The sequence below is a fragment of the Cellvibrio zantedeschiae genome (assembly GCF_014652535.1).
Taxonomy (GTDB): domain Bacteria; phylum Pseudomonadota; class Gammaproteobacteria; order Pseudomonadales; family Cellvibrionaceae; genus Cellvibrio; species Cellvibrio zantedeschiae.
In genome coordinates, this window is the sequence record NZ_BMYZ01000002.1 from 655,251 (window position 1) to 669,447 (window position 14,197).

10 protein-coding genes are annotated in these 14,197 nt (G+C 44.7%); 3 read left to right on the forward strand and 7 right to left on the reverse strand.

Annotation, left to right across the window (positions count from 1 at the left end; translation table 11 throughout):
• Positions 1 to 9: 9 nt before the first annotated feature.
• Positions 10 to 4,374, forward strand: coding sequence for a pilus assembly protein (locus tag IE104_RS13750; protein WP_189419486.1), 4,365 nt, complete (start codon positions 10 to 12; stop codon positions 4,372 to 4,374).
• 16 nt (positions 4,375 to 4,390) lie between these two features.
• Positions 4,391 to 4,819: a type IV pilin protein gene (locus IE104_RS13755; RefSeq protein WP_308429301.1), complete on the forward strand. Its 429-nt coding sequence runs from the start codon at positions 4,391 to 4,393 to the stop codon at positions 4,817 to 4,819.
• A 29-nt stretch (positions 4,820 to 4,848) separates the two neighbouring features.
• Here IE104_RS13755 and IE104_RS13760 read toward each other — a convergent pair whose 3' ends face one another.
• The 7 genes from IE104_RS13760 to IE104_RS13790 form a co-directional block, all read right to left on the reverse strand.
• Positions 4,849 to 6,261 carry a sigma-54-dependent transcriptional regulator gene (locus IE104_RS13760; protein WP_189419488.1) on the reverse strand — a complete coding sequence of 471 codons (1,413 nt, stop codon included), beginning with the start codon at positions 6,259 to 6,261 and terminating at the stop codon, positions 4,849 to 4,851.
• A 39-nt stretch (positions 6,262 to 6,300) separates the two neighbouring features.
• On the reverse strand, positions 6,301 to 6,606 hold the full coding sequence (locus IE104_RS13765) for a DUF2288 domain-containing protein (protein ID WP_189419489.1): 306 nt from the start codon (positions 6,604 to 6,606) through the stop codon (positions 6,301 to 6,303).
• A gap of 12 nt (positions 6,607 to 6,618) precedes the next feature.
• On the reverse strand, positions 6,619 to 7,524 hold the full coding sequence (locus IE104_RS13770) for a hydroxymethylglutaryl-CoA lyase (protein ID WP_189419491.1): 906 nt from the start codon (positions 7,522 to 7,524) through the stop codon (positions 6,619 to 6,621).
• Between the two features lies 1 nt (position 7,525).
• Positions 7,526 to 8,137, reverse strand: coding sequence for a flavin prenyltransferase UbiX (locus IE104_RS13775; RefSeq protein ID WP_189419493.1), 612 nt, complete (start codon positions 8,135 to 8,137; stop codon positions 7,526 to 7,528).
• 36 nt (positions 8,138 to 8,173) lie between these two features.
• The gene (gene mpl, locus IE104_RS13780) at positions 8,174 to 9,565 is read right to left on the reverse strand and encodes a UDP-N-acetylmuramate:L-alanyl-gamma-D-glutamyl-meso-diaminopimelate ligase (protein ID WP_189419495.1); all 1,392 of its coding nucleotides are present in this window, start codon (positions 9,563 to 9,565) and stop codon (positions 8,174 to 8,176) included.
• Between the two features lie 84 nt (positions 9,566 to 9,649).
• Positions 9,650 to 11,392, reverse strand: coding sequence for a bifunctional ornithine lipid synthase OlsF (gene olsF / locus IE104_RS13785; RefSeq protein WP_189419497.1), 1,743 nt, complete (start codon positions 11,390 to 11,392; stop codon positions 9,650 to 9,652).
• A gap of 107 nt (positions 11,393 to 11,499) precedes the next feature.
• Positions 11,500 to 12,657, reverse strand: coding sequence for a hypothetical protein (locus IE104_RS13790; protein ID WP_189419499.1), 1,158 nt, complete (start codon positions 12,655 to 12,657; stop codon positions 11,500 to 11,502).
• A 283-nt stretch (positions 12,658 to 12,940) separates the two neighbouring features.
• Here IE104_RS13790 and serB point away from each other — a divergent pair, with 283 nt between their 5' ends.
• Positions 12,941 to 14,170, forward strand: a complete 1,230-nt coding sequence (serB, locus tag IE104_RS13795; RefSeq protein ID WP_189419501.1) for a phosphoserine phosphatase SerB — start codon at positions 12,941 to 12,943, stop codon at positions 14,168 to 14,170.
• Positions 14,171 to 14,197: the final 27 nt, after the last annotated feature.

Genomic DNA, 14,197 nt, shown 5'->3' on the forward strand with positions numbered 1-14,197 from the left:
GTAATGTCAATGGATCAAGAGCTAAGTAAGAAGGCTTATACGGATTACAGTAATCTTGATGGCAACGATCTTTCAATGGACGATACTACCTACAGAAATAACTTTTCTTATTACGGCTATTTTGATCCCGACTGGTGTTACACATACAACTCCACTATCACTACTGTAAGCCTTCGTTATTTTGCTCCAAGTGTTGCTGCAAGCAATCACCAATGTGCCTCAGGAACAGCGTGGAGTGGCAACTTTTTGAATTGGATATCCATGACTCGTATGGATATTTTGCGCAAGGTATTGTTTGGTGGTAAGAGGTCTGTGGATTCGACCACCCAAACGGTACTTGAGCGTGCTTACATACCTTCGGATGTCCATGCGTACGTTAAGGTTTATGGAGGTTCTGATATTGCTTATTACACCCCATACACTTACACAGCTGGAACCAAGAGAAGTTTCTGTAACGTGTCCACAGACTCAACTACCAACGGTTATCCTGTAATACGGACGTCTGCTCCCAATACTGATGGATATTATTATTGGGCCTCTACTGAGGGGGCGCAATGTCAATTTGGAGCTGCGAGCGCTCCAGGCTCAGGAGATGAATACACTGCCAAGGTAAGTGTTTGCGAGACAGGCAAAGATTCAAACCGGTGTAAGGAGTACAGCAGCACAACTGTTAAAAAGCCCATTGGTTTGCTGCAAAAGCACGGGGAGAGCGGAACTATTGATTTCAGTCTTACATCAGGTACCTATAAGGCACATATAAAAGGCGGGGTCTTGCGTAAAGCAGCGAGCCCATTGGTCGATACTGATGGTATCAAACATAGTGATCCGAACGATGAGATTAATTTAGATGACGGTACTTTCAATACGATAGTAGCGGGCATTATTCAAAATATTAATAGCTTTAGGGTTGCGGGCTACAGTTCAAGTGCCAAAAATTATTCAGATTGCAATACTCACAGTATTTCCATTGCGACTGTAGTCGGCGGAACAACGAGCGGACAAACATGTACCGATTGGGGTAATCCAATCGCAGAAACCTATTTGGAAATGCTCCGATATATATCAGGTAATCACGTATCTGGTGCAGGTACAGTTCAAAATCAGCCTACGACCGGGTTTGATGTTGATGATACCACTTCATCTTCTTATGGCTTTAACGGTGTAACAGGTCTTACTCGTGTATCTACCTGGACTGATCCTTGGGCGGATTGGTGTGCAAAATGTGCTGCTATTGTGATTTCCACTGGTAGCAACTCATTTGACAGTGATGACTTAAGTTCGGCCAGCGATATTGTTGGTTTGAGCTCTGGTGCTTCCGCCGTAAAAGCTAAAACTGATGACGTTGGTGAAAAGCAATATGGCGGTGCTTTTGCGGGCGATTATTACATGGGATTAAACGCTTCAGCTTACGCTCCTACTACCACGGTTGCTCGCCCAGCCTCACGAAACTGTGTTTCAACCACCGTTAGTAGATTATCGGATGTTTTGGGGATTTGCCCTGAATTGCCTGCGCTAGAGGGTTCTTACAACATCGCTGGTCTGGCTTATCATGCACACACTACTGATCTTCGAACCAACCTTCCCGGCGATCAAAAATTAAATACCTATGCTGTGGATTTGGCTGAGAGTATGCCGGTATTTCGTATTCCCGTGGATGGTAAAACAGTGACCTTTTCCCCAGCTTGTGAAGCGTCCCCTGGCACTAACTATCAAAGTTGTACGTTGACTAATGCCACCATAGAAGCTCTAAATTATTCCAATGGCAAATTAGTTTCCGGTCAGATCTATTTGAGTTGGGAGGATTCTACCTGGGGTAATGACTATGACTTGGATGCTGCGCAACGTTTAAGTTTTTGTGTGGGTGCCGCATGTTCACCTGCTATCGCAGCAGATCGAATCCAAATTATTAGTACGACTCCATACGCTGCTGCAGGGAATACCATGCATCTTAGCTACAATATATACGGGGTTGCGGGAGTATGGGGTAGTTATTATCAGGGTGCTACGAGCGTAACAGCCGGTGGCGATTTTTATCGAAGTGCTACTTTGTTGACGGCCTCGGCAACCAAGGCAGACGCAAGTTTTACCGGTGGTTTAGTGACACCTTGGGCAGTTCGTCCGGGAGGGCAAAACTACACCAGCCTAAGTGGTTCTGGTGCAGGGGTTGAAAGCACTAAGCTTGTTTATGTGGCTGCGGCTTCGACAACCAAAACCTTGGAAAAACCGCTTTGGTTGGCTGCAAAGTTTGGTGGTTTTAACGATACCAATAACAATGGGGTGTTTGACTCAGGTGATACGTGGGATTTACACGGCAAGGCGGCTAATTCGGCACCCGATGGTGAGCCTGATAATTTCTTCAGTGTAAAAAACCCTGCAAATCTTGAGGATAGTTTGAACGATATTATCGTTAAAATTATCGAAACAAGTGGTTCTGCATCTGCGGTGGCAACCGCATCAACCAGACTAAGTACCGATGGATTTGTGTATCAGGCGGCATTTAATAGTAAAACCTGGAATGGTGAGCTGCGTGGTTACCAGCCTGACCAATATGGTACTTTGCCAGCAACACCAACAAAAACGACTACCAGTATAACGGCAACACCAAGCCCTTATAATATGCAAACTACGGACGCCAATCGTAAGATTTATACTAATGTAAACGGCACTATCACTGAGTTTACCTGGGCAAATTTAACTGCGACCATGCAAACAAGTTTAACCCTAAGTGGCGATGGGACGTCAACACCGTCAGATAGGGTTGACTGGATAAGAGGTAGTGGTACCAACGAAAATAACACGACCGGGTTTAGAGAGAGAAAAAATAAACATCCTAACGGAATTGAGTACCGTAATATCTTGGGGGACATTGTTAACTCTAGCCCCGTATATGAAGGTGTTTATGATTTCAGATATTCAAATTTGCCAACTATAGGCGCAGGTTATAAAACCTTCCTGGCACAAAAACGTGCGCGTATGCCTCTTGTGTTGGTGGGGGCTAATGACGGTATGCTTCATGCCTTCAAAGCCAAGGATACGTCTGCCTCACAACCTGATGCTCTTAAAGAAGTGTTTGCTTATATTCCGTCTTTTGTTATTGATAAATTAGCCGCTTTGAGTAAACCAAATTACGGTACTTCTGCTAACCCTCATCAATATTCGGTTGATGGAAACCTTGCTGTAGGCGATGTATATATCAATGGCAATTGGAAGACTATAGTGGTAGGAGCGCTAGGTGCAGGTGGTAAAGGTATTTACGCCCTTGATTTAACAGAATTTAATGATCCAACTAATGCTAACCCTAAGCCTCAGATCTTGTTTGAGTACACGAACGCGAGTATGGGCTATGTCATGGGGCAGTTGTATATATTGCCAACTAAGGAAGGGCGCTGGGCGGCTATATTTGGTAATGGCGACTTCACGGGCACTACTTCTAAATTGTTTATGGTTGATATTGAAAACCCAACCTCTAACACCAGGATTATAGATACCGCTGGTGGTACGGGATTATCCACTCCTGCAGTACTATTAAATTCCCTGGGTCAATTTGACAGTGCGTATGCTGGAGACGTTGATGGCAATATGTGGCGCTTCTATTACAATGGCACATCAATCACCAGCTATAAAGTGTTCACAACATTAAGCGGTCAACCTATTACAGCTGCACCAACGATTGGATACAACGATCTTTTAACCAAATACATGGTTTATTTCGGTACTGGTCGTTATTACAAAATTGGCGACAACTTAGTCGGTGCGCAGCAACAAAGTTTCTATGCGGTTCCAGACAACGGGCCGGGTGGAACACCCGAGACACGTAGTACTTTGTTGCCTAAAACAATGACGACTAGTTATACGACTGGAGCAGAAAGCAGAACTGTTTCAAAAGTAAATCCTGACTGGTCAACAAAACGAGGTTGGTATATAGATTTAGATCATAGTGGTTCGATTAATGAGCGTGTGATTTCTAAGGCGTTACTCTTGCAGGATAAGTTGCTTATAACGACTCTTATGCCCACTACAATCCCTTGTGATGTAGGTGGTAAGAGCTGGTTTATGGAGGTTGCTGCAGTGGGTGACAAACCGCCAGAGTGTGTGTTGTGTGGACCAAATGAATTTGAGGATCAAATTTTCCTTGGGGCCACTAACGTGTCTATCTTACCTCCAGGTTCGGGTAGCTCAGCTAGCTCGACTAGTGCGGCAAGCTCAACAAGCTCCACTGCTTCATCAGCAGCGAGCAGTATTGAACCGACTTGCGGTAAAAAAACTAATTTGGCCCTGATAAAGTCCGGTACGAGCGGCGGCTCTTTAACAGTGAATAGCGGTCAGTTGGATGCCTGTGGTACCGGTAGGCAATCGTGGCGGCAATTGCGCTAACTCAATAGGTGATTAAATGATTAAGATGAAGACACCACGAGGATTCACTCTGGTTGAATTGATGGCTGTGATTGCAATTGTGGCGGTTCTTGGGGCTGTGGCTTACCCCTCATACTTGCAATCTGTACGCAAATCCAATCGCGCAGAAGCTAAAAGTGAATTATCAGACGCTATACAGCGCTTTCAGCGATGTTACACGGTGTTTGGAACTTTTAAGCCTGCTTCAGGTTGTCCGATTTACGAAGATTTAAAAAATGGAGGGGCTTATGTCAGCCATGGAAAAGGTTTTTATCAAATTAAGTTGGACACCGTTACTGCTATCTCGGATACAACAGTTAAATTAGTTGCTACTGCAATAAAAGCTCCGCAAACTTCGGATACCGCAAGTTGTAGAACTTTAACGCTTAATCAGGTTGGTTTAAAAACACCTACTGATTGTTGGTAAAAAAATCCCGCTTCGGCGGGATTTTTTATTTATTCATCATCCAATCCAAGTTTTTGCAATCGATAACGCAAAGATCTAAAAGTGATCCCTAATTTTTTTGCGGCAAGGGTTTTATTCCAGCGTACTTTCTCAAGTGCGTCACACAAAATCTCTTTTTCAACATCTAACAAATAATCGTCCAGTGACGGATACTCCGCACAGCGCGAGGGGTAGTCTATGCGGCTATTTTTATCCTGTGGTATTGGAGTGGGGCGAGTGCTTTCATTTTCTGGTTTTGAAAATATCTGATGTGAATCGCCGTTAGCTTGGAGTTGCAAATCGTCTGCATCAATTACATCGTTTTCACAAAGCGTAAAGGCGCGTTCCAGGATGTTTTCAAGTTCGCGAACATTTCCGGGAAATGCGTACTCATTTAGTGTTTGCAGTGCAGCGGCTGAGAGTTTAGGTGCTGGCAGCTGCATTTCATGAGCAATTTTCTCCAATAAATGTTTTGCTAATAATGGAATATCCTCTCGACGTTGGCGTAAAGGTGCAACGCTGAGTTGGATTACATTTAAGCGGTAAAACAAATCTTGTCGAAAACGACCTTCCTTGACTTCTGTTTCCAGTGACTTATGGGTTGCACACAGAATGCGAACGTCGGTTACTAATTCCTCTGCAGCACCTACTGGGCGAACAGATTTTTCCTGAATTGCGCGTAGTAGCTTTACTTGCATATCGAGTGGCAAGTCGGCAACTTCGTCAAAAAATAATGTGCCGCCTTCTGCTGCCTGGAATAAACCTAGTTTGTCTTGATGTGCTCCAGTAAAGCTACCTTTTTTATGGCCAAAAAATTCGCTCTCCATTAATTCGCGAGGAATCGCACCGCAGTTAACGGCAATAAAAGGTTTGGCTGCTCGAGGACCCAGTTCGTGAATTGAACGCGCAACCAACTCTTTGCCTGAACCTGATTCGCCGCTGATATAAATGGGTGCCTGCGAACGAGCTAGTTTTTGTATGCTGCGGGTTAAATCTTGAATAGCTTTTGATTGACCAATAATAAAACTTTCGCTGGGCAATTTAGCGGTAGGTAATTGGCTGGATTGAATCGCTGTATTAACCAATTTTCGCAATACATTTAAATCGACTGGTTTTGAAATAAAATCAAAAGCGCCTGCCTTCATGGATTCAATAGCTGTATCTATACTGCCATGGGCAGTAATAACGGCAACCGGTAGGCGTGGAAAGTTTTGTTGGATAAATTCTACCAAGTCCAAACCTTTTCCATCAGGTAAATGCATGTCGGTTAAACACAGGTCGTAGGTTTGTTGCAACAAAAGCTGTTTTGCACGCGTGATATTTTCCGCGCTGTCTGTGTCCAGATGCATGCGCCCTAAAGTAATTTCCACCAGCTCGCGGATATCTGGTTCATCATCAATAATCAGTACGCGTTTATTGCTCATGGATTAAAATCTCAGTTCTTGCGCCACAATTTATATACATTATTTAGGTGGTAATTTTTTATACTGCACTAGAACCCAGGGCTTAATAACCAGCGCCCAGACGGTTGCATTTTGATCGTACCATTCCTGTGCTTGTGAATCTTTGACAGCATCTACTAAACCGGCTTCCATCCACTCTTTGACTTGTGTGGCATTATCTTGAGTGATTTGAGTCGCGACATAAATTAAATCAAGCGATTCATCAACGGCAATAGCATTGCCGCTTGCAAAAAAACGCTGCAATTCATGCCAATGAATTTGCGCAGTCTCCAATACTAATTCTGAGGCTAAATCTTTTTCGTTCATGATCTTCCGTAGTTAAAGAGATTTATTTTTAAAAGCTTGGGCTGCTTTGGATTGATTGGGTTTGTTCAGTGCGCTGCTAATAAAATTTCCAGCTTGGATTAGCTTGTTCAAATCAACACCGTGTTCAATCTTTAAGCCGTTGAGTAAATAGACCAAGTCTTCTGTAGCTACATTGCCAGACGCACCTGCCGCGTAAGGACACCCGCCGAGGCCAGCGATTGAGCTATCAACAACATTCACGCCCATTTCTAAGGAAGCATAAATATTAGTGAGCGCCTGACCATAGGTGTCGTGCATATGCACTGCAATTTTTTCCGTGGGAATTTCTTTTGCTACTGCCTCGATAAGCGTTTTGATTTGGCGTGCAGTACCAACACCTATAGTGTCACCCAATGAAATTTCATAGCAGCCCATGGCGAGTAAATCGCGAGCAATAGCCGAAACTGTGTTGGGATTAACATCGCCAGAATAGGGGCAGCCTGCAACGCAAGAGATATAGCCTCGTACTGGAATTTTTTGTGCTTTTGCTGCGGCAATTAAAGTCTCGAAGCGTTTGATACTTTCATCGATGGAACAATTAATATTTTTTTGGCTGAATGCTTCCGATGCGGCGGCAAAAATGGCCACTTCATTTGCATCTACGTTAATGGCGCGCTCATAGCCTTGCAGGTTGGGCACCAGTGCAGCATAGGTTACACCAACTTTTCGCTTGATCCCCGAAAAAACCTCTGCGCTGTCCGCCATTTGCGGAACCCATTTTGGGTTCACAAAACTACCTGCTTCAATGTAAGTGAGCCCGGCATCAACCAGCATTTCAATCAATTGGATTTTTGTAGTCGTTGGAATAGCTTGTTTTTCATTTTGTAAGCCATCGCGCGGGCCGACTTCGACTATTCGAACTTTTCTTGGCAAGTTCATTTTAGTCTTCACCCCAGCGCGGCATTAAATCTTGCTCTATACCTAGCTGATCTAAAATGCGCGCCACAATAAAATCAATAAGTTCATTGATAGTTTGTGGTTGCATGTAAAAGCCGGGGCTGGCTGGAATAATCACGGCGCCTAATTGAGTTAACTTGAGCATATTTTCTAAATGAATCGCGGAGTAGGGTGCTTCGCGTGGCACCAGAATTAATTGTCGACGTTCCTTTAAAGCAACGTCCGCAGCGCGTTCAATCAAATTATTGCTGGCACCGTGCGCAATAGCAGACAAGGTTCCGCCACTGGCAGGGCAAATAACCATTGAACTAGGTGAGCTTGAGCCAGAAGCAACAGGAGAAAACCAATCATCTTTTGCAAGCAGTTGTAATTGATCGTCATCGGCAGTAAATATATTGCTTAAGAATAATTGCTGTTGTTCAAATGTCTCCGGAAGATCCAAATCTGTCTCAGTGCGAATCACAACCTCAGCTGCACTTGAAAGCAGTAGATAAACTTTACAGTTAGCAGCCAGCAAACATTGCAACAAACGCAATCCGTATTGCGCTCCTGATGCACCAGTGATGGCGAGAGTAATGCTGCGTTGTTTGATCATTGATTCACTCCGCGTATCTACAGCTAGATTTATTTGTTAAAGCGCATGCTTTTTTAATTGCTCAATTAACTTCTGATGTACGCCACCAAATCCGCCATTGCTCATAATCACTATATGCGTATTTTTTTCGCAGAGTGAAATGGCGCAGTGAATCAATTCATCCAAATCGCGCAATAGTTTGGCGGGTACAGGACTTTTATTAACGACTTCATCCATTGCCCAATCAACATTGGCGGGTTGATACCAAAGCACGTCGTCCGCATCTGTACAGCTTTGGTTGAGCGCATTTTTGTGAACGCCCATGCGCATGGTGTTTGAGCGTGGTTCAATGATAGCAATAATTTTTTCAGCACCAACTTTTGCGCGTAAACCCGCGAGTGTTGTTTTGATTGCGGTAGGGTGATGCGCAAAATCGTCGTACACTTTTACGCTGTGCACATCTGCCAATATTTCCATGCGTCGCTTAACGCCAGCGAATTGTTCCAGCGCTTTTGCGGAGTGCTCGGGAGTTACCCCCACGTGGCGAGCGGCAATCATTGCAGCCAATCCGTTATTGACGTTATGTATGCCAGTTTGCGACCAATTTACTTGCGCCACTTGCTTGCCATTTTGTAATACTTCAAATGAAGATCCGTCAGGTGTTAACAATTGGGCTTGCCATTCTGCATTTTTTTCATCAGACGAGTTTTTATCTGAAGCGAAACCGAATTGTTGTTGCGGTGTCCAGCAACCTTGCGCAATAACCTCAGCGAGTGCACGGTCATTAATGGGGGATATTAATAAACCATTGTTAGGTACAGTGCGCACCAAATGATGGAATTGTTTTTGAATGGCTGCGAGATCGGGGAAAATATCTGCGTGATCAAATTCCAGATTGTTGAGGATAACAGTGCGTGCATTGTAGTGAACAAATTTGGAGCGCTTATCGAAAAACGCGCTGTCGTATTCATCGGCTTCAACAACAAAAAAAGGTGTATCGCCCAAACGAGCAGACGTTGGAAAATTTTTTGTTACACCGCCAATTAAATAACCCGGAGCCATGCCCGCGTATTCCAAAATCCACGCCAGCATTGAACTGGTGGTGGTTTTGCCGTGAGTTCCGGCAACGGCTAATACCCACTTGCCTTGCAATACGTGATCGCGCAGCCATTGTGGTCCGGAGGTATAGGGGATGCCTTGGTTGAGCACGTACTCCACCGCCGCATTGCCGCGGCTCATGGCGTTGCCGATAACGACTAAATCCGGTGCGGGTTGCAAGTGCGCAGGATCAAAGCCTTGCATTAATTCTATGCCGGCTTGTTCGAGCTGGGTGCTCATGGGTGGGTAAACATTGGTGTCACTGCCGGTAACCCGGTGGCCAAGATCTTTAGCGAGTTGCGCGAGGCTCCCCATGAAGGTGCCGCAGACGCCGAGGATATGAATATGCATGGGTAAACTCGTATCGTTTTGATGATGCGAGCTTACCACGAAGTCACTTGTGACAGAAATTCTGTTGCGTTTTTTGGCGTCGACTTATGCGGTGGTGTTGCGAGATAAAGCGAGATAACGTGCGCGCTTTGCCGGCTTCATAAAGGTTAAGTCGGCCATGAATAAACCATCAACGCAGTTGCCAAATTCCGAATCCACACTGAAGGCGAGCAAATGGTAACCACCGTCTTCATAAAGCGCAGCGTATTGTTTAAAAAGAATGGGCATTTTATGTCCCTGGGCAAAAAACTTTTGTTGCAAAACCTCGAATGCTTGCTCTCGATTTAATCCGGAAAATTGTTTCTGCAAATAAATTAATTCATCTTCATCGGTTTCGTGTGGATGTTTTCCATCTGCAAACGTTTCAAACTGCGAATCAATCTGGCTGTAATAACGTTGATAATAAAATACCAGGGCATCGCGTAAATTTTTTGGATATTGTGCACTCATGCTTACGGGGCCAAGAACATAACGAATTTCCGGGTGGTGCTGCAAATAGGCACCTAAACCTTGCCATAAATAATCCAGGCTGGCTTTGCCCCAATAATGTGGATGCACAAAACTGCGGCCTAATTCCAAAGCATGTTCGAGATAGGATAGGGCCGATGGCTGATAATCGAACAAATCTGCAGTGTATAAACCTTTTACGCCTTTTTTGTGGAGAATTTTATTCACCTCTCCCAAACGATAAGCGCCAGCGATAGTGAGCCTATCCTCATCCCACAAGACTAGATGACGGTAATAATGGTCGTACTTATCAAGATCGCGGCGGCTTCCTGTGCCTTCGCCAACTTTGCGGAAAGTGTGTTCACGCAGGCGGCCAATTTCCCGTAAAACGGTTGGGTGATTTTCATAAGTACACAAAAATATTTTGTGATTGTCGCGTGTGCTACCTATAAGCTTCGCACTTTGTAATTCTTTTTTTATTGTGCTGCTATCTTCCGGGTGGGCGATTGTTTTTTCTGTAACGAAAATTGATTTTTTGCCTTTGCCAACTTTATAAAGATGTTTTTTTAAACGTTTGATAAGTGCTTTATCGGCAAGTTGATTTGATTCGAGTGAATGATGCGGAATGGCTTCACCAACACGAAATTTAATTTCTGCCGAGCGTTTGTTAAACATCTCGTGGGCGAGTAATGCGGTTGCCAAGGGTTTAAAAATCATTGATGTGGTGTAAAACAGCCACGAATTTTTAGCCGCTACAAAAATTGGCAAAATCGGTGCTTTGGCTTTGCGTGCAAAATGTAAAAAGCCAGCCTGCCACTTGCCATCGCGAATACCTTGTGCGCTGGCACGCGACACTTCACCTGCAGGGAAAATAATAATGGCTTGTTCGTCAGTGAGCGCTTGTAAGATATTTTTGTAGCTTTGTTTATAGGCACCGCGGGTCATGTTGTCGAGCGGCAGTAATAGCTCGTGCAGTGGTTCAAAAGCCATCAACATATCGTTCGCAACAATTTTTACATCGCTACGTACCTCACTGACTAAACGGATTAAGGCCAAGCCATCGAGTGAACCAATCGGGTGATTAGCAATAATAATTAAACGTCCAAGCGCTGGAATATTGTCACGGTCACGCTGCGAAACACTGTAGCTAAAATTAAAATAATCAAAAATACGGTCTATAAAATCTATACCGGTAACGCCCTGGTTTTCGCGCAGGAAATTATTAACTTCTTGTTCGCGCGTGAGCTTGCGCAAGATAGATAAGGTGGAGTTTCGAATTAGGGGTGCTTGATCGGCGAAGCCAGGAAATTTGTCAGTAACTGATTGTTCAATGTTGAGCATGAAGTCACACCTTGTAGGCTGAATTTCCTACAAGGCTATGACTAAAAAATGACAGGCAGATGATGGGAGTGTTACAGATTTGTTGCGGGTACGAATTAAAGTAAAAGTTACTGACGTAACAACAATTGCTCTTCTTGTTTGTTCACGTATTCGCTGTAAGGCGCTTTAATGTGTAGCAGCTTGCCAGTGTTGAGATCAAATTCTGCATGATGTTGCAGGACAGTATCGAGCAAACTTCCGTTAACCAAAATAACGTTTTTCTCTGGCTTAAGGCTATTGTTGTGCTGAACTAAAAACTCTTTCACTAAAGCGCAGCCTGCTGATTGTGGTGGTTCAGGCAATGGTTGAATTGCTGCAGCAAGCTGTAATCTTGGGCTTGGGTTGCGCGCTGCCATATTCATTAAGATTTGTGCACAACATACGGCGCGAAAGCTGCATTCGTGAAACTCTTCGCCAGAGAAATCAATCAACAAAGTGTCATCGGTTAAGAGTTGGCGTTGGCCGTTGTAAAGACTTAGTAAACCTTGCAGTTGCTTTTCAAAACGGCGCACAACACCATTAAAACCTTCGTTGTTGAGTTGCTGGTAAAGCTTGCTGAGATTCACTATGTGCAAGCTCAAACGCACTGAAACTTGTTTTGGTGCGGCTGGGGCAAGAGGTTCTGGTTCTGCGGGCACTTCTGCTTCGGCGATGGTTGGAATTTTATCAACCACAGCAGTGACAATTTGATCTGCGCTTGGAATTTTATCGCGCAGCGCGCTCCACCAGCGGCGATGAATCGACCACCAAATCATTAACAAACAACTGGTCACTGCGGCTGACCAGCACATTAAAAAGATTTCGTCATGCGCTGTGCGCCGTGGTACTTCAAGAGTCACTTCCAAATAACCCGCAACGTTATTGTGCAGGGCAACAGGAGCGGTGAAGTTGTAGCGCTTGCCGGCTACAGGTTGATTGGGGCGGTAACCGCTTTGAACCAATAATTTATTGTCGACATTGCGCAAGGTTGCGCCAATCACATTTGGGTATTGCCCAACTTCTTGCAAAATCGCCTGCAAACTGACCATATCTTGATTAAGGGTTGCATCTACAGCTTGGCGCGCTGTGCTTGAGGCCAGGATTTGACCATAGCGTTCAATGTTTGCCTGTTGATTTTTATCGGCGTTATAAAGGTAAAAAAACGCGCCCATCAAGCCTAATACCAATAACAGGACGCTGCATAAGCTGAGTTGGGGATAGGTGCGGTAGTTGCTGAACAGTGACATGTATCTCTCAAGTAAACAGTATTATTGGAACCAGTCCGTGATTTTCAGATGCCTGGATGGCAGGTAATGCTAATGGGGCGTCATTCTAGCCTAATTGCCCCTGTTTCTGTAGGTATTTAGGGGCGCGCAGGCTTCCAGTAAAAATGGGTCTTGTTAAGTGCTTTAGCTGACAATTTGAGTAGGTGCCGGGAGGCGACTTAGGCTAGAATGCCGCGCATTAAAACCAATTCTTTCAGCTGCCACTCGCTTTTGAGAATGCTGGGAGCACGGCTGTGGAGTTACTGTGAATAGTATTTTATTGATTAATGCATCTGGAGTAGACAAGCCGGGTGTCACGCGTGCCATCACCAAAGTCTTGGCGACACATAATGCTAATGTCCTCGATATCGGCCAGGCCGTTATTCACGATACGCTCGCCTTGGGGATTTTGGTTGAACTCCAATTGAATGGCGATACTCGTGCCCACTTGGAGAATGAGATTGAGCAATGTACCGCACCACTCGGCATTCAAGTGCGCTTTCAAACCATCAGTCATGATAATTACGCTCACTGGGTTGAACAGCAAGGTAAGACTCGCCACATAGTGACTTTGCTTGCGCGTCAGGTTTCTGCTGCGCAGATTGCGGAATTGACGGCGGTAACCTCGTTGCACGGGTTAAATATCGACAGTATCAATCGTCTCTCAGGGCGCGTCGGTTTGGATGTGGTCAAAGGCGAGGCTGAGAATACAGGTAATGCATGCGTAGAATTTTCTGTGCGCGGAACGCCAAATAATATGGCCGCTTTGCGTGCAGATTTTATGGATTTGTCAGTGCGATTAAATGTGGATATCGCCTTCCAGCGCGACACAGTTTATCGCCGCAACCGTCGCTTGGTATGTTTCGATATGGACTCAACCCTTATCGATGCCGAAGTAATTGATGAGTTGGCAAAAGCGGCAGGTGTAGGTGAACAAGTTTCAGAAATTACCGAAGCTGCGATGCGCGGTGAGTTGGATTTCAAACAAAGTTTTGCAGCGCGTATGGCGCTTTTGAAAGGCCTTGATGAAAGTGTACTGGCTGGCATCGCAGCAAATTTGCGTTTAAACGAAGGTGCCGAAAAATTAATTTCATCGCTTAAAAAATTGGGTTACAAAACTGCGATCCTTTCCGGCGGCTTTAATTATTTTGGTCGCTACCTGCAAAATAAACTCGGCATCGATTATGTCTACGCCAACGAACTGGACATTGTCGACGGCAAAGTCACCGGCAATGTTGTAGGCACAGTCGTAGACGGCCAGCGCAAAGCCGAGTTGCTCGCAATGCTTGCTCAACAAGAAGGTATTGCGCTTGAACAAGTAATCGCCGTGGGTGATGGCGCAAATGATTTGCCGATGTTAAGTGTTGCCGGTTTGGGCGTGGCATTCCGTGCGAAACCTTTAGTGAAAGCCTCAGCAGAACATTCTATTTCTACGCTTGGCTTGGATGGTATTTTGTATTTGTTAGGATTTAGAGAGCGCGATAAGTTGTTATAAAATTTAAAAATATTTAATAAAGGATAT